General features: G+C 72.4%; 20 protein-coding genes. 7 read left to right on the top strand and 13 right to left on the bottom strand.

Annotation, left to right across the window (positions count from 1 at the left end):
• Positions 1-115 precede the first annotated feature (115 nt).
• Complete coding sequence (locus QK442_RS08495; protein ID WP_282693257.1) at positions 116-1,150, bottom strand: LLM class flavin-dependent oxidoreductase; 1,035 nt, start codon at positions 1,148-1,150, stop codon at positions 116-118.
• Positions 1,151-1,349: 199 nt separating this feature from the next.
• Here QK442_RS08495 and QK442_RS08490 point away from each other — a divergent pair, with 199 nt between their 5' ends.
• A complete protein-coding gene (locus QK442_RS08490) occupies positions 1,350-1,676 on the top strand; it encodes an ATP/GTP-binding protein (RefSeq protein WP_282693256.1) in 327 nt (108 codons plus the stop codon).
• Positions 1,677-1,694: 18 nt separating this feature from the next.
• Here QK442_RS08490 and QK442_RS08485 read toward each other — a convergent pair whose 3' ends face one another.
• The 7 genes from QK442_RS08485 to mce all read right to left on the bottom strand — a co-directional run bounded on the left by QK442_RS08485 (position 1,695) and on the right by mce (position 11,717).
• Positions 1,695-2,525 carry an ABC transporter permease subunit gene (locus QK442_RS08485; RefSeq protein WP_282693255.1) on the bottom strand — a complete coding sequence of 277 codons (831 nt, stop codon included), beginning with the start codon at positions 2,523-2,525 and terminating at the stop codon, positions 1,695-1,697.
• Positions 2,522-3,661, bottom strand: coding sequence for an ABC transporter ATP-binding protein (locus QK442_RS08480; protein WP_282693254.1), 1,140 nt, complete (start codon positions 3,659-3,661; stop codon positions 2,522-2,524). The genes QK442_RS08485 and QK442_RS08480 overlap by 4 nt, the downstream gene beginning before the upstream one ends.
• 177 nt (positions 3,662-3,838) lie before the next feature.
• The gene (locus QK442_RS08475; RefSeq protein ID WP_282693253.1) at positions 3,839-4,618 is read right to left on the bottom strand and encodes an ABC transporter permease; all 780 of its coding nucleotides are present in this window, start codon (positions 4,616-4,618) and stop codon (positions 3,839-3,841) included.
• A gap of 3 nt (positions 4,619-4,621) precedes the next feature.
• Positions 4,622-5,635 carry an ABC transporter ATP-binding protein gene (locus tag QK442_RS08470; protein WP_282693252.1) on the bottom strand — a complete coding sequence of 338 codons (1,014 nt, stop codon included), beginning with the start codon at positions 5,633-5,635 and terminating at the stop codon, positions 4,622-4,624.
• Positions 5,636-5,706: 71 nt separating this feature from the next.
• The gene (locus tag QK442_RS08465; protein WP_030492585.1) at positions 5,707-6,642 is read right to left on the bottom strand and encodes a cellulose-binding protein; all 936 of its coding nucleotides are present in this window, start codon (positions 6,640-6,642) and stop codon (positions 5,707-5,709) included.
• Positions 6,643-6,756: 114 nt separating this feature from the next.
• A complete protein-coding gene (scy, locus tag QK442_RS08460) occupies positions 6,757-11,061 on the bottom strand; it encodes a polarized growth protein Scy (protein ID WP_282693251.1) in 4,305 nt (1,434 codons plus the stop codon).
• A gap of 203 nt (positions 11,062-11,264) precedes the next feature.
• The gene (gene mce / locus QK442_RS08455; RefSeq protein ID WP_282693250.1) at positions 11,265-11,717 is read right to left on the bottom strand and encodes a methylmalonyl-CoA epimerase; all 453 of its coding nucleotides are present in this window, start codon (positions 11,715-11,717) and stop codon (positions 11,265-11,267) included.
• Between the two features lie 137 nt (positions 11,718-11,854).
• Between mce and QK442_RS08450 the strand changes: the two genes are divergently transcribed.
• Entirely contained in the window at positions 11,855-13,063 is a 1,209-nt protein-coding gene (locus QK442_RS08450) for an acetyl-CoA C-acetyltransferase (RefSeq protein ID WP_282693249.1), read from the top strand.
• A 25-nt stretch (positions 13,064-13,088) separates the two neighbouring features.
• Positions 13,089-14,045, top strand: coding sequence for a methylmalonyl Co-A mutase-associated GTPase MeaB (gene meaB / locus QK442_RS08445; RefSeq protein WP_282693248.1), 957 nt, complete (start codon positions 13,089-13,091; stop codon positions 14,043-14,045).
• 75 nt (positions 14,046-14,120) lie between these two features.
• On the opposite strand, the gene QK442_RS08440 is transcribed toward meaB, so the two are convergent.
• From QK442_RS08440 to QK442_RS08425, 4 genes are all read right to left on the bottom strand, one after another.
• The gene (locus tag QK442_RS08440; RefSeq protein WP_282693247.1) at positions 14,121-14,597 is read right to left on the bottom strand and encodes a MarR family transcriptional regulator; all 477 of its coding nucleotides are present in this window, start codon (positions 14,595-14,597) and stop codon (positions 14,121-14,123) included.
• Between the two features lie 123 nt (positions 14,598-14,720).
• Entirely contained in the window at positions 14,721-15,506 is a 786-nt protein-coding gene (locus QK442_RS08435; RefSeq protein ID WP_282693246.1) for an AIM24 family protein, read from the bottom strand.
• The gene (locus tag QK442_RS08430) at positions 15,503-16,153 is read right to left on the bottom strand and encodes an AIM24 family protein (RefSeq protein WP_282693245.1); all 651 of its coding nucleotides are present in this window, start codon (positions 16,151-16,153) and stop codon (positions 15,503-15,505) included. Before QK442_RS08430 ends, QK442_RS08435 begins: the two co-directional genes overlap by 4 nt.
• Positions 16,153-16,791: an AIM24 family protein gene (locus QK442_RS08425; protein WP_282693244.1), complete on the bottom strand. Its 639-nt coding sequence runs from the start codon at positions 16,789-16,791 to the stop codon at positions 16,153-16,155. Before QK442_RS08425 ends, QK442_RS08430 begins: the two co-directional genes overlap by 1 nt.
• A 135-nt stretch (positions 16,792-16,926) precedes the next feature.
• On the opposite strand from QK442_RS08425, the gene QK442_RS08420 reads away from it, so the two are divergent.
• From QK442_RS08420 to QK442_RS08405, 4 genes are all read left to right on the top strand, one after another.
• A complete protein-coding gene (locus tag QK442_RS08420; protein ID WP_282693243.1) occupies positions 16,927-17,280 on the top strand; it encodes a DUF3817 domain-containing protein in 354 nt (117 codons plus the stop codon).
• Entirely contained in the window at positions 17,277-17,570 is a 294-nt protein-coding gene (locus QK442_RS08415; protein WP_282693242.1) for an MTH1187 family thiamine-binding protein, read from the top strand. Before QK442_RS08420 ends, QK442_RS08415 begins: the two co-directional genes overlap by 4 nt.
• A gap of 333 nt (positions 17,571-17,903) precedes the next feature.
• The gene (locus QK442_RS08410; protein ID WP_282693241.1) at positions 17,904-19,754 is read left to right on the top strand and encodes a cellulose synthase catalytic subunit; all 1,851 of its coding nucleotides are present in this window, start codon (positions 17,904-17,906) and stop codon (positions 19,752-19,754) included.
• Between the two features lie 3 nt (positions 19,755-19,757).
• Positions 19,758-21,734, top strand: a complete 1,977-nt coding sequence (locus tag QK442_RS08405) for a kelch motif-containing protein (protein ID WP_282693240.1) — start codon at positions 19,758-19,760, stop codon at positions 21,732-21,734.
• Positions 21,735-21,743: 9 nt separating this feature from the next.
• Here QK442_RS08405 and QK442_RS08400 read toward each other — a convergent pair whose 3' ends face one another.
• The gene (locus tag QK442_RS08400; RefSeq protein ID WP_282693239.1) at positions 21,744-22,769 is read right to left on the bottom strand and encodes a glycoside hydrolase family 6 protein; all 1,026 of its coding nucleotides are present in this window, start codon (positions 22,767-22,769) and stop codon (positions 21,744-21,746) included.
• Between the last annotated feature and the right edge of the window lie 89 nt (positions 22,770-22,858).

Below are 22,858 nucleotides of genomic sequence, written 5' to 3'. Positions count from 1 at the left end.
GCCCGACCGTCGCCACCGGGATCCGTCGCCTCCGCCCGCCTCGCGGGAGCCACGATCGGTGCGTGCCGACGCGCACCGATCGCGGGGACGCCGGAGCGGCGGCGTCCTCCGTCCCTCAGGCCAGCCGGGGGAGGACCTCGGCGCCCAGTCGCCGCAGGTTCTCCTCGGTGCCGGCCAGGTCGCCGGAGCCTTCGGCGAGGAGGGCGAAGCGGGTGATGCCGGTGCGCTCGGCGGTCGCCGCGAGCCGGTCCGCCGCGAGCGCGGGGGTGCCGACCGGGTGCAGCGAGCAGAGCAGTTCGGTGTACGCCACCGGGTCCCGCATGGCCCGGTGCCGGCCGTCCACCGTCACATGCGCGTCCAGGCCCTGCTTCAGCCAGCCCGGCATCGCCTTCACCAGGGTCTCCGCCGCCTCCTGGCTGCGGTCCGCGAGCTGCACCACGCCCGCGGAGACGTGCCCGGCGCCGATCCGCGCGACCTCGTCCGGATCCCGCCCGGCCTCCCGCGCCCAGCGGGCCCAGGCCGCGACCATCTCGGCCTTGTCCTCGTCGCCGCAGTGCATGCCGAGCAGCATCGGGAGCCCGCGCTCGGCCGCGAGCCGCACGCTCCGCTGCGAGGTGCAGGCCACCACCACCTCAGGCGACGCCTCGCCGCCGATCAGCTCGCCGGCCCGGGGCACCACCGGCACCTCACGGAAGGAGAACCGTTCTCCCTCGGCACCCACGCGGGGCTCGGTGAGCCAGCGCAGCAACAGGTCGAGGGCCTCCGGGAAGCCGCGCTCGTACGCGTCGAGACCCGCGCCGAACACCTCCAGGTCCACCCAGGGCCCGCCACGGCCCACCCCGAGGGTGAACCTGCCGCCCGAGACGATGTGCAGCAGCGCCGCCTGCTCGCCGAGGGCGACCGGGTGGACGGCGGGCAGCACGCTCACCGCCGTCCCCACCCGCAGCCGCCGGGTGCGGCCGAGCAGCACGGCCGCCAGGGTCACGGCCGACGGGCAGACGCCGTACGGCACGAAATGGTGCTCGGCCAGCCAGACCGAGTCCAGGCCCGCCTCCTCGGCCACCTCGGCGGTCCGCACCGCCCGGTGCAGCGCCTCTCCCTGCCCCTGCCCCGGAAACTGTGCCGCCAGAACGAACGTTCCTACGCGCATCGCCTTCTGCCTCCTTGCGGCCGACGCGTTCTCTCCCCCCGGTACTGGCAACAACGTCTGACACGTGCCAAAGGCAACGGCCCCGGCTGAAGTTCTTGCGATTTTCGGCCCGGGACCTCGGACCGGCGCCCCGGGCACCATGTCGCGGCCCGTACGCTGGAGGGAACGGTCCGTGTTCCCCGACCCCGTGAGGTGTGCCGTGTCGCCCCGTCACAACCGCTCCCGCCGAGCCGTCAGGCCCGAGGCGCAGGACGACCGCGGCGACCGGTACGGCGGCTCGCAGCGCACCGAGACCTGGCAGGGCGAGGAGTGGTACGTCCGCCTGGTCGCCGGCGCCAGCTCCCCGGGCAAGCGCTACCGCTGCCCCGGCTGCGACCAGGAGATCCCGCCCGGCGCCCCGCACGTCGTCGCCTGGCCCGAGTACGGCGGCGTCGACGACCGCCGCCACTGGCACAAGGCCTGCTGGAACGCGAAGGACCGCCGCACCACCCGGGTGCAGCGGTCCCGCAACGCGCCGAAGTACTAGGCCGGAGGAGCCGGGCGCTCAGACGTCCCGGCTGTTGAGCAGCGCGTACGCGCCACCCAGCACCGCCGCGGTGATTCCCGTCAGGACGAACAGGGTCTCCCAGCCCGCCGGACCGCTGTCCGTGAACAGCGGCTCCGACTGGTACAGCGCGATCAGCTGCGAAGGCACCGCGTAGGTGACCAGCACCTTCTGGAGGTCCTGGAGCGCCGGCGTGAGCATGAACATGCTCGCCACCAGGGGCAGCAGCAGCACCCCGATCATCGCCGTGATGGCGCCGGCCGAGTGCCGCACCAGCGCCCCGACCGCCATCGACAGCAGGCCGAGCACGGCCAGGAAGGCGGCCACGCCTACCGTGGCCCGCGCCCACTCCGCCCCCGTCGGCTGCGCCGCGTCCACCATCGCCACCTGCGCGGTCCCCACCGCGAACGTGACGACCAGCGTGATCGTGAAGACCAGCAGGAAGAAGACGATCGCCTTCGCCGTCAGCACCCGGGACCGGCTCGGGCACGCCGTCAGCGTGGTCCGGATCATCCCCGTGCCGTACTCGGACGAGATCGTGAGCACCCCCAGGGTGATCACGCAGATCGAGGCGGGCAGCGTCCCGAAGAAGCCCAGCGTCAGCGCCGACTCCGCGCCCACGCCCCCGCCCTCGGCGGCGGCGATCGCGGCCACGCCGAGACCGACCACCACCATCAGCAGGACCATCGTCCCCAGCGTCCACATCGTCGACCGCACCGAGCGGATCTTCGTCCACTCCGAGGCGAGCGCGTCCCCGAGGTGCGCCCGGCGGACCGGGATGGGGGAGACGTAGCCGTACGGCGGGGGAGGCGTGGGGGTCGGGGCGGTCATCGGTCGTCCTCGGTGGTGTCGCGCGGCTGCGGGGCGGTGGGGGCGGCCGGGGCCGCGGGCGCCGCCGGAGGCTGCTCGGCGGCGTACGGGTTCTGTCCGGGCGGCGGCGGGGCGTACCAGCCCTGCTGCGGCGCGGCCGGGACGGCGGGCGGCTGCGGCGGCAGCCCGTACCCCGGCTGCCCGGGCTGCGGCGGGGCCTGGAGGTGGGCCAGCTTGTCGTCGCTGGAGCGGTAGTCCACCGCGCCCTGCGTCAGCCGCATGTACGCCTCCTCCAGGGAGGCCTGGTGCGGGGAGAGCTCCCAGAGCCGTACGTCCGCCCCGTGCGCCAGGTCGCTGATCCTCGGCAGCGGCAGGCCGGTGACGCGCAGCGCCCCGTCCGGCTCGGAGAGGACCTGGCCGCCGGCCTCGGCGAGCACGGCCGAGAGCTTCTCCCGCTGGCCGGCCTCGGCGTCCGGGACGCGGACCCGGGCGAAGTCCGCCGAGTTCGCCGAGATGAACTGCTTCACCGGCATGTCGGAGAGCAGCTGCCCCCGGCCGATCACGATCAGGTGGTCGGCCGTCAGCGCCATCTCGCTCATGAGGTGGCTGGAGACGAAGACCGTACGGCCCTCGGCGGCGAGCTTCTTCATCAGGTTCCGCACCCAGAGGATGCCCTCCGGGTCCAGGCCGTTGACCGGCTCGTCGAAGAGCAGCACCTGCGGGTCGCCGAGCAGGGCCGCCGCGATGCCGAGCCGCTGGCCCATGCCGAGGGAGAAGCCCTTGGAGCGGCGCTTCGCCACGTCCTGGAGGCCCACCACGCCCAGCACCTCGTCGACCCGGCGGGCCGGGATGCCGGCCAGCTGGGCCAGCGAGAGGAGGTGGTTGCGGGCGCTGCGGCCGCCGTGCACGGCCTTGGCGTCGAGGAGGGCGCCGACCTGCCGGGGCGCGTTCGGCAGCTGCCGGAAGGGGTGGCCGCCGATCGTCACATGGCCGGACGTCGGCTGGTCCAGGCCGAGGATCATGCGCATGGTGGTCGACTTGCCGGAGCCGTTCGGTCCCAGGAAGCCGGTGACGACACCGGGCCTCACCTGGAAGGAAAGGTCGTACACGGCCGTCTTGGCGCCGTAGCGCTTCGTCAGGCCGACTGCCTCGATCATTCTCCAGCCCCATCGACAGGTCCGTGGTGTGCGATCGGGGGCAGGGCGGCGCGCGGCCGTGAGGCCCCCGTACGAGTCAGGAGCTTATCCAGCCGTTGACGGTTCCCGCGCCGGAGAAGAGAGACCGAAGCGAGACCTCAGGGAGAAATCAGGGACTCCCCGGGCGGGGGCCGGGCGTCAGGCGTCCCGCCGCTTCAGCACCAGGTAGCCGCCGAGCAGCGAGGCCGCCACCCAGGCCAGCATGATCCCGAGGCCGCCCCACGGCCCGTACGGCGCCTTCTCCGAGCCCAGCGCGTCCGGCACCACCTGCATGATCTTGGAGCCGGCCTGGTCGGGGAAGTACCGGGCGACCTCCTTCGCCTTCGGCACCGCCGACAGGATCTGCGAGATCAGGAAGAAGAACGGCACCAGGATGCCGAGCGACAGCATCGAGGAGCGCAGCATCGTCGCCACGCCCATCGAGAAGACCGCGATCAGCCCCATGTAGAGCCCGCCGCCGACCACCGCCCGCAGCACGTTGTCCGCGCCGATCGTGGTCCGGTGCTCGCCGAGCAGCGCCTGTCCGAGGAAGAAGGCCAGGAAGCTCGTCGCCAGACCGACGAGGAGGGCCAGCACCCCGGCCACCGCGATCTTGGAGAAGAGGAAGGTGGCCCGCTGGGGGACGGCGGCGAGCGAGGTGCGGATCATGCCCGAGGAGTACTCGGTCCCCACCACGAGCACGCCGAAGACCACCATCGCCAGCTGGCCCAGGATCATCCCGGAGAAGCTGACGAAGGTCGGGTCGAAGGTCGCCCGCTCCAGCGGGGAGAGGTCGTCGAAGGTCGACCTCAGGAGCGCCGAGATCGCCGCGCCCATCGCCACCGTGACGATCAGGGCGCTCGCCAGCGTCCAGACCGTCGACGAGACCGTCCGGATCTTGGTCCACTCGGACTGGAGGACCGCCGTCGCCGCTGCCATGGATCAGGCCCCCTCGGAGGTCGAGCCGTCGGCCGGGCCGCTCACCGGGCCCCAGCCGGAGTCCGCACCCCACACGGGGCCGGGTGCGGCCGGTGCGCCGCCGTGCACGTCGGTGCCGTGCGCGTGGTACTCCACCGCGCCCGCCGTCATCTGCATGAACGCCTCCTCCAGCGAGGCGCGCTGGGAGCTCAGCTCGTGCAGCGTCAGCCCGTGCGCCGCCGCGAGCTCGCCCAGTTTCTCGGTCGTGGCCCCGTCGACCTCCAGGGTCCCGTTTCCCGCCTCGACCACCACGAATCCGGCGCCGTGCAGCATGTCCCGCAACTGTTCCTGCTGCGGGGAGCGGAGCCGGACGAAACTCCGTGAATTCCGCTGGATGAAATCGGCCATCGACGTGTCGGCCAGCAGCTTTCCCTGCCCGATGACGATCAGATGATCGGCCGTCAGTGCCATTTCACTCATCAGATGGCTGGAGACGAAGATCGTTCTTCCTTCCGCCGCCAGCGCCTTCATCAGATTGCGGATCCAGTGAATTCCCTCGGGGTCCAGACCATTGACGGGTTCGTCGAACATGAGGATCTCGGGATCGCCGAGCAGCGCCGACGCGATCCCGAGCCGCTGGCCCATGCCGAGCGAGAACCCCTTCGACTTCTTCCGCGCCACCGCCGTCAGACCCACCAGGTCGAGCACCTCGCCGACCCGGCGCTCCGGGATCCGGTTCGACTGCGCCAGACACAGCAGGTTGTTGTACGCCGAGCGGCCCCCGTGCATCGCCTTGGCGTCGAGCAGCGCCCCGATGTACTTCAGCGGCTCGTCGAGGTCGCGGTAGTGCCGGCCGTCGATCCGCACCGTCCCGCTCGTCGGGTTGTCCAGATCGAGCATCATCCGCATCGTGGTCGACTTCCCCGCCCCGTTGGGCCCCAGGAAGCCGGTGATCATGCCCGGCCGGACCCGGAAGGAGAGATGATCGACCGCCGTCTTCGTCCCGTACCGCTTCGTCAGTCCGTCGAGCTCGATCATGCGTACAACCTACGGGCGCGCGAAACCCCCCGCCACCGGAATGACGGGGGGAGTCGCAGGACCTACGAGGCTTACCGGGTCTGCTGCGCGGGGACGCCCGCGGAGCGCTCCTCGTCCAGCGGGGAGCCGGCCGCCGCCACCGCGGCACCGGTCAGCGTGGCCAGCATCTCGCGGACGTTGGTCAGCTGCGCGTTGATGGAGTCGCGGCGGTTGGTCAGGGCCGCCAGCTCGCGCTCCGATTCCGAGCGGATCCGGTCCGCCTTGGCGTTCGCGTCGGCCACGATGTCCTCGGCCTGGCGCTGCGCGGTCTCCACCGTCTGGCGGGCCCGGCGCTCGGCGTCCGTGCGGAGCTTCTCGGCCTCCAGGCGGAGCTGCTCGGCGCGGTGCTCGATCTCGGCGAGGCGCTTCTCGGCCTTGGCCTGACGGGAGGCCAGGTCGCGCTCGGACTGCTCGCGGCGCTTGGCCAGGTTGGTCTCGAAGTCCGCGGCGGCCTGGGCGGCCTTGGCGCGGGTCTCCTCGAAGAGGGCGTCCGCCTCCTCGCGCTTCGACTGCGCGTCCTTCTGCGCCTCGGCGCGCAGCGAGTTGGCCTCGCCCTGGGCCTTCTCGACGATCCGGACGCCCTCGTCCTCGGCCTTCGCCTTCCGCTCCGCCGCGAAGGACTCCGCGTCGTTGCGCACCTGCTGGGCGGCCGACTCGGCCAGCTCGCGGTGCTGCTCGGCGGCGCGACGGGCCTCCTCGCGCAGGTCCTTCGCCTCCTCCTCGGCGAGACGGAGGATCTTCTCGACGCGCGCGCCGAGACCGGCGTACGAGGGCTCGGCGTCGCTCACCTGCGCCTGGGCGTTCTGCGTCTCGAGGTGGAGTTCCTCGATGCGCTTCTCCAGGGAGGTGATCCGGGCCAGAGCACTGTCACGGTCGGCGACGAGCTTGGTAATGCGGTCGTCCACCTGACCGCGGTCGTAACCACGCCGCACGAGCTCGAAGCCGAAGGGGGAGGAAGTGTCGCTCATGGGGTTCCTGTCGAATGAGACCGGTGAGGTGTTAGGGGGAATCCTAGGGGCCGAAGCGGCGTGTCATCGAGCGTATGCCCGTTTGATCTGGAGAATGTCCAGCCTTTTGAGTGGCTAGCCGTCCTGGGACTTGCCACTCGAACGAGTGGAACCCGAGGAAGCGCCCGCCTTGAGTCCGTCCTTCGCCCCCGCCGACGGGGTCTCGAAAGACTCCAACGCCTCCAGCACGTCCTGGACACGGGAGATCTCGGCATTGATGTCCGTACGACGCCGGGTCAGGACCTCCAGCTCGCGCCGGCCCTCCTCGACCAGCCGCTCCGCCTCGGCCTCCGCCTCCGCCTTGATCCGCTCGGCCTCCGCGATCAGCGAACTCTTCTTCTGCGCCGCCTCCTTGAGGAGGGCGTCCGCCTTCCGCACGGCCGCGATCCGGACCTTGCTCGCCTCCGAACTCGCCTCCGAGACCATCTCCTTGGCCTTCGCCTCGGCCTCGGCGCGCTGCTCCTCCGCGGCCTTCACCAGCTTGTCCACGCGCTCGCCGGCCGTCTTCATCTGCTCGGCCGACTCGCGCCGCGCCCGCTCGTGCAGCTCCTCGATCTCGCCCTCGATCCGGCCCCGCAGCTCCTCGGCGCGCTCCCTTATGGCGGTGGCGTCCTTGCGGGCGCCGACCAGGAGCTCGTCCGCGTCCGTACGGGCCTTCTCCACCAGGGCGTTGCCCTCCACGGTCGCCTCGGCGACGATGCGGTCGGCCTCCTTGCGGGCCGCGCCGACCATCGTGTCCGCCTGCGACTCGGCCTCCGCGGTGGCGCGCAGCGCCTCCTCCTGGGCCTTGGCGATCAGCTGGTCGGCCTGCTCGGCCGCGTCCGCGCGCTTCCTCGCGCCGGCCTCGCGGGCCTCGTCGAGGGTCCGGTCGGCCTCCGCGCGGGCCTCCGAGCGCATCTGCTCGGCCGCCGCCTCGGCGTCCTCCCGGACCTTCGCCGACTCCGTACGGATCCGCTCGGCGTCCTGACGGGCCGACTCCAGCGCCTCGGCGCCCTCGGTCCGCAGCCGCTCGGCCTCCCCGGCCGCGTCCGCGATCGTCCGCTCGGCCTCGGCGCGGGCGTCGGCGGTCACCGACTCGGCCAGCTCGGCCGCCTCGTCGGTGATCCGGCCGGCCTCCGTCGTCGCCTCGCCGATCAGGGTGTCGGCCTGTTCGGCGGCGTCCTGGCGGCGCTTGTCCGCGGCCTGCCGGGCCTCGTCCAGGACCTGCTCGGCGTCGGCCAGGGCGGCCGTGCGCAGCGCCTGCGCGTGCGCCTCGCCGTCGGTCTTGACCTGCTCGGCCTCGGCCCGCAGCCGGGTCGCGTCCCGCTCGGTGGTCTCCCACAGCTCGGCGGCCTCGGCCGTGATCCGCTCCGCCTCCGCCGTCGCTTCCCCGATGAGGGTGTCGGCCTGTTCGGCGGCGTCCTGGCGGCGCTTGTCCGCGGCCTGCCGGGCCTCGTCCAGGACCTGCGTGGCCTCGGCCGTGATCCGCTCGGCCTCCGTCGTCGCCTCGCCGATGAGGGCGTCCGCTTGCTCGGCGGCGTCCTGGCGGCGCTTGTCCGCGGCCTGCCGGGCCTCGTCCAGGACCCGTTCGGCCTCCGCGCCGATCCGCTCCGCCTCGGCCGTCGCCTCGCCGACCACGCCCTCGGCCTTCTCGGCCGCCTCCGAACGGATCCGGTTGGCGTCCTCGCGGGCGTCCGCCCGGGTGCGGGCCGCGTCCTGCTCGGCCGCCGCCAGCGCGTCCGTCGCCTCGGTCCGTACCCGCTGCGCGTACTCGGCGGTGTCCGTACGGAGCTTCTCCGCCTCCGCGATCGCGTCCCCGACCGTCCGCTCGGCCAGCGCCTTCGCCGCCTCGGACTCCTCCTGGGCACGCGCGCGCGTGCGGGCCGCGTCCTCCGAGGCCCGCTCCCGCTCCTCGTACGCGTCGGCGCGGACCCGGTCCGCCTCCTCCTGCGCCTCGGTCCTGGTCCGCTCCGCCGCGTGCTCGGCGGCCGAACGCAGCCCGGCGATCTCCTCCTCGGCCTGCTCGCGCAGCCCGGCGACCGAGTCGCGGACCTCCTGCGCGGCTCGCGAGGCGGCACCGACCAGCTCGGCCGCCCGCGCCTCGGCCTCCTCGACCAGGCGCTGCGCCTCGGCCTGCGCCTCCTCCACCCGCTTGCGAGCGGCGGCGAGCAGCTCCTCCGACTGCTCGCGGGCCAGCTCGCGCTCCCGGCCCGCCTCGGAACGGGCCGACTCCAGCGTCTCCTCGGCCTCCCGGCGGCGCCGGTTGGCCTCCTCACGGGCGGCGGACAGCGCCTCCGCGGCCTCCGCGGCGACCCGCTCGGCCGCGGCCGCGGCCTCGGCCCGCACCCGGTCGGCGGTCTCCTGCGCCTCCGACCGCAGCCGTTCGGCCTCGGTCTCGGCCTCGGAGGTGAGCCGCTGCGCGGTGGACTCGGCCTCCGTACGGGCCGCGGCGGCGTCCGTCGCGGCCTCCGACCGCAGCCGCTCGGCCTCCTGCTCGGCCTGCTCCTGGAGCGTACGGATCCGCTCGGCGGCCTCCGACCGCAGCCGCTCGGTCTCCTCCGCGGCCTCGCGGCGGATCCGCTCGCCCTCGGCCCGCGCGTCGGTCAGCTCCCGGCCGGCCGCCGCCACCTTCGCCTCGGCGTCGGCGTGCAGCCGGGCCAGCTCCTCTGCGGCCTCCGCCCGGCGGGCCTCGGCGGCCCGCTCGGCGTCGGCGCGCAGGGTCTCGGCGGCCTTCTCGGCGGCCTCCCGCACCGCCTCGGCCTGCTCCTCGGCCTCGGTCCGCAGCCGCTCGGCCTCCGCGCGGGTCCGCTCCAGGGTCTCCTCGGCCTGGGCGCGGAGCGTCTGGGCCCGCTCCATCGCCTCGGAGCGGACCTTCTCGCTCTCCGCGCCGGCGTTGGTCCGCAGCTCCTCGGCGTCGGCCTTCGCCTTGGCGAGCAGCTCCTCGGCGGTCTTCGCCGCCTCCTCGATCTGCTGCACCGCCTCGCGGCGGGCCTCGCCGCGGATCCGCTCGCCCTCGGCGACGGCCTCGGCGCGCAGCTGCTCGGCCTCGCCGCGCAGCCGCCGGGCCTCCTCCTGGAGCTCGACGGTCTTGGCCCGGTACTCCTTGGTGTCGTCCTTGGCCGAGCCGAGCAGCTCGTCGGCCTGCTCCTCGGCGCGGGAACGCAGCCGGTCGGCCTCGGTCTCGGCCTCGCGGCGGATCCGCTCGGCCTCCTCCGCGGCCTTCCGGGTGGTCTCGGAGGCCTCCTCGGACGCCTTGCTGAGGATCTCCTCGGCGCTGCGGGCCGCCTTGGCGAGCGCCGCCGCCGAGTCCTCGGCCGCGGCGGTGCGGGCCTTCTCGGTGGCCTCGGCGACCAGCTTCTCGGAGCGCGCGGTCGCCTCGCGCAGCTTCTCCTCGGCCTCCGCCTTGAGGGCCTCGGCCTCCTTGGTGGCCTCGCCGACGAGCCGGGCGATCTCCGCCTTGGCGGTACGGGTGCGCTGCTCGTTGACGGAGTCGGCGGAGGACAGCGTCCTCGCCGCGGCCTCCTTCGCCTCCGCGAGCGCCTTGTCGGCCTCGGCACGGGCCTGCCGCAGCCGCTCCTCGGCCTCCTGCATCCGCTGCTCGGCGGCGCGGGACAGCTCGCTCGCCTGGCGGCGGGCCTGGTCGGTCTCGGCGACGGCGGCGGTACGCAGCTGCTCGGCGTGGCCGGTGGCCTCCTGGGCCTGAGTGGAGGCGGCCGTCATCAGCCGCTCGGCGTCCTTGCGGGCGCGCAGCAGAATCGCTTCGGCCTCGGCGCGGGCGGCCTCCGCCTCGGCGCCGACCCGGCGGCCGGTCTCCTCGGTCAGCCGGGCGGCCTCGGCGCGGGCGGCCGCGAGCGACTGCTCGGCCTCCGCGCGGGCCTCGTCCATCAGCCGGCGGGCCTGCGCCTCGGTGCGGGCCCGCAGCTGCTCGGCCCAGGCCACGTTCTCGTTGACGTGGGCCTCGACGGTCTGGCGGCGCTCGTTCAGCTCCTGGTCGAGCTGCTGGCGGCGCTGGACGGCCTCGTTGTGCAGCTCGGCCTGGAGCCGGGCCTGGTGCTCGGCGTGCTCCTGGAGGATCCGCTGGGTCTGCGCCCGCGCCTCGCGCAGCTCCCGCTCGGCGTCCTGGCGGAGCTGCTCGGCCTGCGCCTGCGCGTTCCGCAGCAACTGCTCGGCCTGGTAGCCGATGTCCGCGCTGTCGTGGGCGGGCCGGGACGCGAGGGTGCGGCGCGCCTCGTGGAGCTTGGCGCGCAGGACCTCGACCTGGTAACCGAGGTCCTCGGCGTGCTGGACGGCCTTTTCTCGCTCCTTCTTCAGCCGGTCCATCTCGGCTTCGAACCGCGAGAGATGGTCGTCTTCAGCTCGGTGGCTCTCCTGGCGTTCGTAGCCCCGCACTGCGCGGTCCATCCCTTCCCCGAGCTCTGCGAGCAGGGGAGACCCCAACCCTGGTCGCGACGTTCCGACGAGCACCGTTCACCGGACAGAACGGTCCCCCCGGGGAATCGTGTCAGATCGGACGACCCCGACATCCCGACTTCGGCGCCGCACGAAGCGGCCCCGACCGGCCCCGGCCCGGAGTCGCCCACTCTACCGGGCCGGGAATACGGAGGTCAGTGCTCCGCTGAGGAGTGGTCGGCGGAAGGCGGTGCCGAGGTGACGAGTTCGGTGAGGACGCCGTGGCAGTCCTTGGGGTGCAGGAAGGTGATCCGGGAGCCCATGGAGCCGATCCGGGGCTCGTCGTACAGGACCCGGACGCCCTTGGAGCGGATGGCCTCGGCGTCCCCGTCGACGTCCGCGGTGCCGAAGGCGATGTGGTGGACGCCCTCGCCGTTCTTGGCCAGCCACTTGCCGACCGCGGAGTCCTCGCGGGTGGGCTCCAGGAGCTGGAGGTAGGAGGCCCCGCCGTCGTCGGTGGCGTTGATCCTCAGCATGGCCTCGCGGACGCCCTGCTCCTCGTTGACCTCGGAGTGGTAGACCTCGAAGCCGTACGTGGCACGGTAGAACTCGACGGTCCTGTCCAGGTCGAAGCAGGCGATCCCGATGTGGTCGATACGCGTCAGCATGGCTCCAGTGCACCCCCGCCGCGATGGTTACGCAACGTGCGCGCCGTCACACCGGCAGGCCGGTGACCTCATGCCGCGCCGCTCAGTACATTGGCGGTGAACCCTCGTTCACTTCTCACCCCAAGGGGCCGTGCCTCATGTCTGGAACGACCGGTACCACCTCAGTGATCGTCGCGGGCGCCCGCACGCCCATGGGTCGCCTCCTCGGCTCGCTCAAGTCCTTCTCCGGCGCCGACCTCGGCGGCTTCGCCATCAAGGCCGCCCTGGACCGGGCCGGCATCGGCGGCGACCAGGTGCAGTACGTGATCATGGGCCAGGTGCTCCAGGCGGGCGCCGGGCAGATCCCCGCCCGCCAGGCCGCCGTCAAGGGCGGCATCCCGATGAGCGTCCCCGCCCTCACCATCAACAAGGTGTGCCTCTCCGGCCTGGACGCCATCGCCCTGGCCGACCAGCTGATCCGCGCCGGCGAGTTCGACGTGATCGTCGCCGGCGGCCAGGAGTCCATGACCAACGCCCCGCACGTGCTGCCGAAGTCCCGCGAGGGCTTCAAGTACGGCGCGATCGAGATGCTCGACGCGATGGCGCACGACGGCCTCACCGACGCCTTCGAGAACATCGCGATGGGCGAGTCCACCGAGAAGCACAACACCCGCCTGGGCATCGACCGCGCCTCGCAGGACGAGATCGCGGCCCTCTCGCACCAGCGCGCCGCCGCCGCCCAGAAGAACGGCGTCTTCGAGGCCGAGATCACCCCGGTCGAGATCCCGCAGCGCAAGGGCGACCCGGTCGTCTTCGCCAAGGACGAGGGCGTCCGCGCCGAGACCACCGTCGAGTCCCTCGGCAAGCTGCGCCCCGCTTTCGCCAAGGACGGCACCATCACCGCCGGCACCTCCTCGCAGATCTCCGACGGCGCCGCCGCCGTGGTCGTGATGAGCAAGGCCAAGGCGGAGGAGCTGGGCCTGGAGTGGATCGCCGAGATCGGCGCCCACGGCAACGTGGCGGGCCCGGACAACTCGCTCCAGTCGCAGCCGTCCAACGCCATCCGGCACGCCCTCAAGAAGGAGGGCCTGACCGTCGACGACCTCGACCTGATCGAGATCAACGAGGCCTTCGCCGCGGTCGCCGTCCAGTCCATGAAGGACCTCGGCGTGTCCCCGGAAAAGGTGAACGTCAACGGCGGCGCCATCGCGCTCGGCCACCCGATCGGCATGTCCGGCGCCCGCGTGGTGCTCCACCTCGCGCTGGAGCTGAAGCGCCGCGGCGGCGGTGTCGGCGCGGCCGCGCTGTGCGGCGGCGGCGGCCAGGGCGACGCCCTGATCGTCCGCGTCCCCGGCGCCGGCAAGTAAGCACCTTCCCGAAGGAGAACGCAGCATGGTGGACGTCCCCGCTCTCGTCGCCCAGGCACGGGAGGGCCGGCCGCGGGCCGTGGCCCGGCTGATCTCGCTGGTGGAGGGGGCGTCCCCACAGCTGCGCGAGGTGATGGCGGCGCTGGCACCGCTGACCGGCAACGCCTACGTGGTGGGCCTGACCGGCTCGCCCGGGGTCGGCAAGTCCACGTCGACCTCGGCGCTCGTGGCCGCGTACCGCCGGGCGGGCAAGCGGGTCGGCGTGCTCGCCGTCGACCCGTCCTCGCCGTTCAGCGGCGGCGCGCTCCTCGGCGACCGGGTGCGGATGTCGGACCACGCCTCCGACCCGGGCGTCTACATCCGCTCGATGGCCACCCGCGGCCACCTGGGCGGCCTTGCCTGGGCCGCCCCGCAGGCCATCCGGGTCCTCGACGCGGCCGGCTGCGACGTGATCCTGGTCGAGACGGTCGGCGTCGGCCAGTCGGAGGTCGAGATCGCGAGCCAGGCCGACACCTCCGTCGTCCTGCTCGCCCCGGGCATGGGCGACGGGATCCAGGCCGCGAAGGCGGGCATCCTGGAGATCGGCGACGTGTACGTGGTCAACAAGGCGGACCGGGACGGCGCCGACGCCACCGCCCGCGAGCTCAACCACATGCTGGGCCTCGGCGAGGCCCGCGGCCCCGGCGACTGGCGGCCGCCGATCGTGAAGACGGTCGCGGCCCGCGGCGAGGGCGTCGACGAGGTCGTGGAGGCCCTGGAGAAGCACCGGGCCTGGATGGAGGAGCACGGGGTCCTGGCGGAGCGCCGGAAGGCCCGTGCGGCCCGCGAGGTGGAGACCATCGCCATCACGGCGCTGCGCGAGCGGATCGGCGACCTGCACGGCGACCGGCACCTCGACGCGCTCGCCGAGCGGGTCGCGGCCGGCGCGCTCGACCCGTACGCGGCCTCCGACGAGCTCCTGGCGAGCCTGACCGGCAGCTGACCGCCGGGCCCGGACGGAACGAACGGAAAGGGCCTCCCCGCGCCGGGGAGGCCCTTTCCGCGCACATCTGTCAGGTCACGGCTTGCCGCGCTTGCCGCGCAGCCGCTCGGCGACCGGCTTCAGGGACGCGTGGAGGGCGTCGAGCGCCTCCGGGGTGAGCCGGTCGATGAAGTGGTCGCGGACCGACTCCACGTGGTGCGGGGCGACCTTGCGCATGGTCTCCATGCCGTGGTCGGTGAGGACCGCGTAGAGGCCGCGCCGGTCGGACTCGCAGTTCACCCGCTCCACCAGGCCCGCGTTCTCCATCCGGGTGATCTGGTGGGACAGGCGGCTCTTGGACTGGAGGGTGGCGGCCGCCAGATCGCTCATGCGCAGTCTGCGCTCGGCGGACTCCGAGAGGTTGACGAGGATCTCGTAGTCGTTCATCGTCAGCCCGAAGGGCTGGAGGTCGCGCTCCAGCTGGTGCGTCAGCATTCTCTGGACGTCGAGGAAGGTGCGCCACGCGCACTGCTCGGCGTCGGTGAGCCAGGGAGTGGCCGTCTCGGTGTCCATGAGTGGATTCTACCTAAGAAGTTGAATACTTGACGAAATCTGCGGGGTGACGCCCGGCACCCGCCGTGCCGGCCGCACGCCCCCGCGCGGCCGTTCGACGCGTCACGCTCCGCAGACTACCGCTCACAGACCGAAGCGCCGCTGCAGGTCACCGAGCTGGCCGGGAAGGCGCGGTACCGCACCCTGCGCCCCCTGGCCGGAACCGTGCGCCCCGTGCCCGCCCGGCACCCCGGCCTGGGCCGGCGGTGCCCCGATGTTCCGCTCCGCCATCAGCAGCTCCGTCGACTGGAGCAGCACCGTGCCCGCCCCGACGAACTCGAACTGGTGCTCCTCGCCGGAGGAGCCGCCGATGCCCGTCAGGGCCCGTACGCCGCCCATCACGCCCGTCAGATAGGCGTGATCGTAGTGGTGGCAGGGGGAGGGGCAGTCCGCCCACCCCACCAGCGCCTGCGGATCCACCCGCAGCGGCGGCTCCATGAAGACCACCGGGCCGTTCGACGCCGCCACGAACTTCCCCGTGCCGATCAGCGTCACGAACCCCGGCACGATCGACTGCTTCAGCGCCAGCGTCGGCTGGTAGGCCAGCAGGTTCCCCGACCGGATCGTCAGATTGCCCTCGTCCAGGTCGTACGAGTTCACGTCGAAGGCCCGGTCCGCGAGCAGCATCTTGCCGCTGCCCTCGGCCACCACCCAGTCGCTCGCGTGCAGCGGCGAGTGGAACGCGGTCCGCACCAGCCGGTCCAGCCGGCCGTGCCCGATCCCGTTGAACTCGATCCGCCCGTAATAGGCGATCATCTTCCCCTTCTGGAGGAACCAGGGGGAACCCTTCAACTCGACGCAGAAGGTGTAGTCGTTGACGTTGTCGTCCGACGGCAGGGTGTGCGGATCGTGGATGACGGGGCTGCTCACAGCTTCTCCTCCGAGGCCTGGACGTACACCGTGCCGCTGCCGCTCAGCTCCAGCTGGAACGCCTCGCCCGAGCCGCGGCCCACCATGTCCCGCCAGCCCAGCGCCGTCGAGAGCTTGTTGCGCACCTGGCCGTAGTGGGCGACGTACGCCTGCGGGTCGACGTGGACCGGGCGGCCCGGCACGATCGGCAGCTCGATCACCCCGCCGTGCGCCATGACCGCCACCGAGCCGTGCCCCTTCAGGGTGGTGGTGAACAGGCCCTGGCCGGTCACCTGGCCGCGCACCATGCCCATGACCCCGCCCTGCGAGCCCATGAACATGGTGCCCTGCTCCAGGGTCCCGTCGAAGGCGAGCAGCCGGTCCGCCTCCACGTAGAGGGTGTCGCCGGACAGCGCGATCACCTGGATGTGGTGGCCGCCGTGCCCGAACACCACCGTGCCGCTGCCCTCCACGGTCATCAGCGGCGTCGCCTCGCCGGCCACCCGGCGGCCGATCATCGACATCAGACCGCCCTGCCCGCCGGTGAGGTTCGGCGTGAACGTGACGTCCCCCCGGTAGGCGAGCATCGCACCACGCTGGCTGAAAAGCCGCTGCCCCGGGACGACGGTCGCCTCGACCATCTTCGAGTTGATCTCGCGGAACGGCATCAGACGTCACCCCCGATGGTGTTCCGCTCGCTCGGCTGGACGTACACGAGCCCGTCCCCCTCGAAGCGGATCTGGAAGGCCTCGCCGCCGCCCTCGCCGATCAGGGTGCGGAAGGTCACACCCGACTGGAAGTGCTGCTGGAGGTTGCCCTGGTGGGCGACGTACGCGCCCGGGTCGACCGACAGCGGGTACTGCGGGGTCACCCGGAGCACCGTCGCCGGGCCGTCGGACATGATGGCCGCCTGTCCGGTGCCCTCCACCGTGGTGGTGAACAGGCCGTTGCCGGTCGCGCCGCCGCGCAGGCCCGTGAAGGTCGTGCCGGTACGCAGCCCCGCGTCGGTGCAGAGCAGGTTGCTCGCCTCCACCCACAGCCTGTCGCCGTGCAGGTGGACGAGGTTGATCTCGGAGGCCCGGTCGGCGAACCAGCAGGTCCCCTGGCCCTTGACCTCCATCATCTCCATCTGTTCACCCGTCAGCCGCCGGGTGACCATGCCGCGCAGACCCTCCCCGCCGCCGGTCATCTTCTTGAACGCCATCTGCCCGTCATAGGCGACCATCGAGCCGTTCTTCGCCTTGACGGCGTCGCCGGTCATCGTCACGGCGAGCACCTTGCTGCCTTGGAGTCGGAACGTAGCCACGGCCCGAAGGTAGCGGGGACCCGGATAAAGAGACAGCAAAGTCACCGTGCACAATGGATCCGCCCACCCCTTGTGCATCCGTTCACAAGATCCCTCAACGGCTCACTCAACGGCTCGAACGAAGGTGACCCCTCCGTGGACCTCAAGACCGCTTCCTCGCTCCACCGCCTCCGGCTCGTCTCCACGCCCGAGGCCGTCTCGTTCCTGCTCCTGCTGGTCTGCTCGGTGCTCAAGCGGACCACGGACTTCAACGCGGTGCCGGTCATGGGCGCGGTCCACGGCGTGCTCTTCGTCCTCTACGTGCTCTTCTGGCTGGACGCCTGGAACCGCACCAAGTGGAGCTTCGGCACCGCCGCCGTCTACTTCGCCCTCTCCGTGCTGCCCTTCGGCGGCTTCTTCGCCGACCGCAGGCTGAAGCGCGAGGCCGAGGCGGCCGTCATCGCCTCCCGCGCCCGCGCCGAGGCCGCCGAGAGCGCGGTCAAGGCATGATCGTCGCCTTCTCCGTCACCCCGCTCGGTGTCGGCGAGGACGTCGGCGAGTACGTCGCCGACGCCGTCCGCGTCGTCCGGGAGTCCGGTCTGCCGAACCGCACCGACGCCATGTTCACCTCCGTCGAGGGAGAGTGGGATGAAGTGATGGACGTGGTGAAGCGGGCCGTCGCCGCCGTCGAGGCGCGCGCCCCGCGCGTCTCCGTCGTCCTCAAGGCCGACATCCGGCCCGGCGTCACCAACGGCCTCACCTCCAAGGTCGAGACGGTGGAGCGCCACCTCGGCGCCTGAGCCCGCCGCACCCGAAGCCCCCGGTCCCCGGGGGCTTTCCGCTGCTCAGCGGGGTTTTGGGCGAGTGCTCGACATCGGTTAACGTCCTCCATGAACGGCTGCCGACGGCGCCGGTGTCTCCGCGGGGGAGTGCCACCGGGCCGTCGGCCGCGCCGCCGTGGAGGGGCCGAATCCGGCCACGCAAGGCCGCCGCGTACCCGCCCGCGTACCCGCTGCATCGATCGGGTGGACGCACGGGCCGGGAAACCCTCACTCGGAGTACTCCAGTCGACACACCGAGCGGTACCCCCTTTTGTGGGGATATCGACTCGTTCGACGACAGCTGGAGGCACCGTGCGGCCGGGAGGCTACGACTACGACACCTACAGCCGACTCGCCGGTCCCCTGACGGAACCGGGCACGGCGGACCACCGGGTGCAGTACACGAGCCTGCTCTCGAAGGAGCCGCACCGAATACGCGCCGTCCTCCTCATGGCCCTCGCCCCGCTGCTCTCCGCGGTCCTCCTCGCCTACCTGGTCTGGCCCACGCACTGGACCGTCCGCGAGGGCGACGACACCTGGCGGGTGCCGTACGACACCGTGATGCTCGTGGCCATCGGCCTCATCTGCTTCTTCATGCTGGTGAACGTCGCCTCGATCGCCCACGCCACCATGGTCGCCCGCGACCCCGTGCCGGTGTACCCCGAGAAGGGCACCCGGGTCGCCTTCCTCACCACGTACGTGCCCGGCAAGGAACCCCTCTCCATGGTCCGCGCCACCCTGGAGGCCGCCGTCCGCGTCCGGCACGCCGGCACCCTGCACGTCTGGCTCCTCGACGAGGGCGACTCCGACGAGGCGAAGGCGCTCTGCGCCGAACTCGGCGTCCGCCACTTCACCCGCGCCGGCATACCCGAGTGGAACCGGAAGAAGGGCCCGCACAAGGCGAAGACCAAGCACGGCAACTACAACGCCTGGCTCGCCATGCACGGCGACGCCTACGACTACTTCGCCTCGGTCGACACCGACCACGTCCCGCTCCCCGCCTTCCTGGAGCGGATGCTCGGCTACTTCCGCGACCCCGACGTCGCCTTCGTCGTCGGCCCGCAGGTCTACGGCAACTACACCGGCGCCGTCACCAAGGCCGCCGAGTCCCAGCAGTTCCTCTTCCACGCCCTCATCCAGCGCGCCGGCAACCGCTACCGCGCCCCCATGTTCGTCGGCACCAACAACGTCGTCAGGATCGCCGCCCTGAAGCAGATCGGCGGCCTGTACGACTCCATCACCGAGGACATGGCCACCGGCTTCGAACTGCACCGCCGCAAGAACCCGGTCACCGGCCGGCGCTGGCGCTCCGTCTACACCCCCGACGTCCTCGCCGTCGGCGAGGGCCCCGTCTCCTGGACGGACTTCTTCACCCAGCAGCTCCGCTGGTCCCGGGGCACCTACGAGACGATCCTCAAGCAGTACTGGAAGGCGCCGTTCAGCATGCCGCCCGGCCGCCTCCTCAACTACACGCTGATGCTCGTCTACTACCCCATGACGGCCGTCAACTGGCTGCTCGGCATCCTCAGTTGCGTCCTCTACCTGTGGCTCGGCGCCTCCGGCACCCAGGTCTCCTCCCAGGTCTGGCTGATGATCTACAGCGACGCCGTCGCCCTCCAGATCGGCCTCTACCTCTGGAACCGCCGCCACAACGTCTCCCCGCACGAGCCCGAGGGCTCCGGCGGCCTCGCCGGCATGATGATGTCCGCGCTCTCCGCCCCCCTCTACCTCAGGTCCCTCGGCTCCGCGCTGCTGCGCACCCGGGGCCGTTTCGTCGTCACCCCCAAGGGCGGCGCCGCCAGCCCCGACCGCGTCCTCACCTTCCGCATCCACCTCTTCTGGGCGGCCGTCCTCATCGCCTCCCTGGTGGCCTCGGTCCGCTACGGGCACACCCACGCGGCCATGCGCACCTGGGCGGTCCTCGCCCTCGGCATCGCGCTCGCCCCGCTCACCGTGTGGGCCCTCACCTGCCTGCGGGACCGGCGTGCCCGCGCGGTCCGCGCCCGGCACCGCGCCCGGGTCCGCGCCCGCGTCAGGGAGCGCCGCCTCACCGTCGCCCCCGCTGGAATGGAGCTGCGCGCCGTACCGCCGCTGCCGCAGTTCCCGCCCCTGCCCCCGCACCCGCCCGCGACCACCGCGCCCACGAAGACCGGAGGGAACTGAGCCATGGCCTACCGGCCGTCCAAGAAGTTCAAGAAGACCCTGCTCGGCAGCGGCGCCGTCCTCGTCCTCGCCGCGCTCAACGCGCCCGCCGCCGTCTCCTTCGCCTCGGAGAAGTACCACGCCTACAAGATCGCCCAGCCCGAGTACAAGAAGAGGTACGGCTCCTGGCTCGGCGTCTCCGTCCCCGACGGGGCCCGCATCAACGCCATCCACGCGGCCCTCCTGCACACCGGCAAGGTGCTGCTGATCGCCGGCTCGGGCAACAACCAGAAGAACTTCGACGCCGGGACCTTCGACACCGTCCTGTGGGACCCGGTGAAGAACACCTTCAAGAAGATCCCCACCCCCGAGGACTTCTTCTGCGCCGGACACAGCCAACTCCCCGACGGACGGCTCCTGGTGGCCGGCGGCACCGCCCGCTACGAGGTCCTCGACGGCAGCGTGAGGAAGGCCGGCGGCGGGATGCGGGTGAAGAACGAGAGCCCCGACAAGGCCGTCACCCTGAAGAAGGGCACCCGCTTCCGCTCCCCGTCCGGTGTCGAGTACGTCTCCACCACCGACGTCACCGTCCCCAGGGCGAAGCGCGAGTTCGAGATCTCGTACTTCAAGAGCGGCCAGATGAAGCCGTGGAAGACCAAGGTGACCGCCTCCGAGGCCCGCGTCTTCGTCGAGGCCGTCGAGGAGGGCCCGCAGGGCCTCACCACCCAGGCCGCCCAGTACGAGGTCGTCGGCCTCAAGGGCAAGGACGCCGACAACGTCTACGGCCTCGCCCAGAAGCTCACCACCGAGAAGCAGGACTTCCAGGGCATCAAGGCCGCCTACGAGTTCGACCCCAAGGCGGAGAAGTACATCCCGGTCGCCCCCATGAAGGACGCCCGCTGGTACCCCACCCTCGTCGGACTCCAGGACGGCAGGGTCCTCGCCGTCTCCGGCCTCAACGACGTCGGCGACGTCGTCCCCGGCGACAACGAGATCTACGACCCCGAGACCAAGAAGTGGACCAAGGGCCCCTTCCGCTACTTCCCCACCTACCCGGCGCTCTTCCTCACCAAGGGCGGCAAGCTCCTCTACACCGGCTCCAACGCCGGCTACGGGCCCGCCGACAAGGGCCGCGCCCCGGGCCTGTGGGACCTGGAGACCAACACCTTCACCAGGCTCCCCGGCCTCACCGACACCGACCAGCTGGAGACCTCCGCCTCCCTGATCCTGCCGCCCGCACAGGCCCAGAAGATCATGGTCCTCGGCGGCGGCGGGGTCGGCGAGTCCGCCAAGTCCACCGCCCGCACCGCCGTCGTCGACCTCGGCAGCGACAACCCGGTCTTCAAGGACGGCCCGCCGCTCCCGCAGGGCACCCGCTACCTCAGCAGCGTCCTCCTCCCCGACGACACCGTCTTCACCACCGGCGGCTCCCGCGACTACCGCGGCCGCGGCGCCAGCGACATCCTCAAGGCCCAGTTCTACGACCCCGCCACCAACGCCTTCGCGGCGGCGGCCGACCCCACCGTCGGCCGCAACTACCACTCGGAGGCACTGCTGCTGCCCGACGGACGGGTCGCCACCTTCGGCTCCGACCCGCTCTACGCCGACAAGGACAACACCAAGCTCGGCACCTTCGAGCAGCGTATCGAGGTCTTCACCCCGCCCTACCTCCACAAGGCGGGCGCCGGCCGGCCGGTCCTGGGCGAGGGACCGCAGGAGCTCGACCGGAACGGCCGCGCCACCTTCAAGACCAAGGACGCCGGCCGGATCGCCACGGCCCGGCTCATGCGGCCCAGCGCCGTCACCCACACCACCGACGTCGAACAGCGCTCGGTGGCCCTGGACCTGACGCGGGGCAAGGACGGCCTCACCGTCACCGTGGACGTGCCCGACGACCGCACCCTCGTCCCGCCCGGCTGGTACATGCTCTTCGTCACCGACCAGGACGGCATCCCGTCCGAGGCCAAGTGGCTCCGGGTCGGGACGGAACGCGAGGAGTGAGCGGCCCCGTCAGGACCCGGCCCGGCGGGCGAGCCCCAGCGCGTACTCAGGCCACCAGGTGCCCGCCGCCGGGCCGCCCCGGCACTGCCCGTCCGACTCCCCCGGACGCTTGATCCACAGGTACGCGTCCACCAGCGCGTCCCCGGTCCGGTCCGTCGGCGGCACCCCGAGCGACCGGCCCGGGGGATTGCACCAGGCCTCCGCCCGGTCCCCCGGGAGGGGTCCTGCGCCGTTCCGGCTCGTGTCGATCGTGAAGTGCATCCCGCCGAGCAGCCCCGACAGGGTCGCCCCGAACTCCCGCACCGCCGCGGTGGTCTGGAAGTTCGACACGTTCAGCGCGAAGCCGTCCGCCCGGGAGACCCCCGCCCGCCGCAACGGCTCCACCAGCTTGCCCGGATCGTCGATCCACGCCGGATTGCCCGCGTCCAGGTAGACCCGGGTCCGCGGTTGCCGCTTCAGCCGCTCGACCGCCTCCGCGAGCAGCGCGGACCGCTCCTCGTGGTACTCCGGAGGCGTACAGCCGTCCACCATGTGCGGCACCGCGTCCGGTTCGAGCACCACCACGGCCGAGGCGTCCCCGATCGCCGAGGCGAAGGCGTCGATCCACGCCCGGTACGCCGTCCCGTCGTGCGCCCCGCCCGCCGAGTACATGCCGCAGTCCCGGTGCGGGATGTTGTACGCCACGAAGACCGCCGTCCGGTCCTCGGCCGTCGCCCCGCGCACCGCCCGCAGGATCTCCGGCACCGGGTCGTCGCCGGCCGGCCAGTCCGCGACCGGCTGCTCCGCGATCCGCTTCAGCGCCCGCGCGTCGTCGGTGCGGCCCTGCGCCTCGTACTCCCGCACCTGCTTCGCCGCGTCGCTCTCCGGGTCCACCCAGAACGGCGACCCGCCGGTCGGCGCGGGGGCCTCGCCCCCCGTCGCGGAGGGCGGGCCGACGGGGGAGGGGGCGGGCCCGCCGGAGGAACAGCCGCTCACGGCCAGCAGCAGCGCGCTGACGAGGGCGAGCGTGGCGGTGACGGTCGTGCGGCGGGACATCCGGGCCCCCAGGGTCGGCAACGCGGGGAGTACGGGCGTGAGGTCCACCCCCAGCAGGCGGATGAACGGGGCTTATCGTGACATGGCGG

The organism is Streptomyces sp. CC208A (assembly GCF_030010625.1).
Lineage (GTDB): Bacteria > Actinomycetota > Actinomycetes > Streptomycetales > Streptomycetaceae > Streptomyces.
Note: the sequence above shows the minus strand (reverse complement) of the source record. Positions and strands in the feature narration are given on the sequence as shown.

Excerpts from the sequence above, each read along its gene's own strand:
- QK442_RS08495 (WP_282693257.1), bottom strand. The coding sequence starts at position 1,150 with ATGCGCGTAGGAACGTTCGTTCTGGCGGCACAGTTTCCGGGGCAGGGG.
- QK442_RS08485 (WP_282693255.1), bottom strand. The coding sequence starts at position 2,525 with ATGACCGCCCCGACCCCCACGCCTCCCCCGCCGTACGGCTACGTCTCC.
- QK442_RS08480 (WP_282693254.1), bottom strand. The coding sequence starts at position 3,661 with ATGATCGAGGCAGTCGGCCTGACGAAGCGCTACGGCGCCAAGACGGCC.
- QK442_RS08475 (WP_282693253.1), bottom strand. The coding sequence starts at position 4,618 with ATGGCAGCGGCGACGGCGGTCCTCCAGTCCGAGTGGACCAAGATCCGG.
- QK442_RS08470 (WP_282693252.1), bottom strand. The coding sequence starts at position 5,635 with ATGATCGAGCTCGACGGACTGACGAAGCGGTACGGGACGAAGACGGCG.
- QK442_RS08465 (WP_030492585.1), bottom strand. The coding sequence starts at position 6,642 with ATGAGCGACACTTCCTCCCCCTTCGGCTTCGAGCTCGTGCGGCGTGGT.
- scy (WP_282693251.1), bottom strand. The coding sequence starts at position 11,061 with ATGGACCGCGCAGTGCGGGGCTACGAACGCCAGGAGAGCCACCGAGCT.
- mce (WP_282693250.1), bottom strand. The coding sequence starts at position 11,717 with ATGCTGACGCGTATCGACCACATCGGGATCGCCTGCTTCGACCTGGAC.
- QK442_RS08450 (WP_282693249.1), top strand. The coding sequence starts at position 11,855 with ATGTCTGGAACGACCGGTACCACCTCAGTGATCGTCGCGGGCGCCCGC.
- meaB (WP_282693248.1), top strand. The coding sequence starts at position 13,089 with ATGGTGGACGTCCCCGCTCTCGTCGCCCAGGCACGGGAGGGCCGGCCG.
- QK442_RS08440 (WP_282693247.1), bottom strand. The coding sequence starts at position 14,597 with ATGGACACCGAGACGGCCACTCCCTGGCTCACCGACGCCGAGCAGTGC.
- QK442_RS08430 (WP_282693245.1), bottom strand. The coding sequence starts at position 16,153 with ATGCCGTTCCGCGAGATCAACTCGAAGATGGTCGAGGCGACCGTCGTC.
- QK442_RS08415 (WP_282693242.1), top strand. The coding sequence starts at position 17,277 with ATGATCGTCGCCTTCTCCGTCACCCCGCTCGGTGTCGGCGAGGACGTC.
- QK442_RS08405 (WP_282693240.1), top strand. The coding sequence starts at position 19,758 with ATGGCCTACCGGCCGTCCAAGAAGTTCAAGAAGACCCTGCTCGGCAGC.
- QK442_RS08400 (WP_282693239.1), bottom strand. The coding sequence starts at position 22,769 with ATGTCCCGCCGCACGACCGTCACCGCCACGCTCGCCCTCGTCAGCGCG.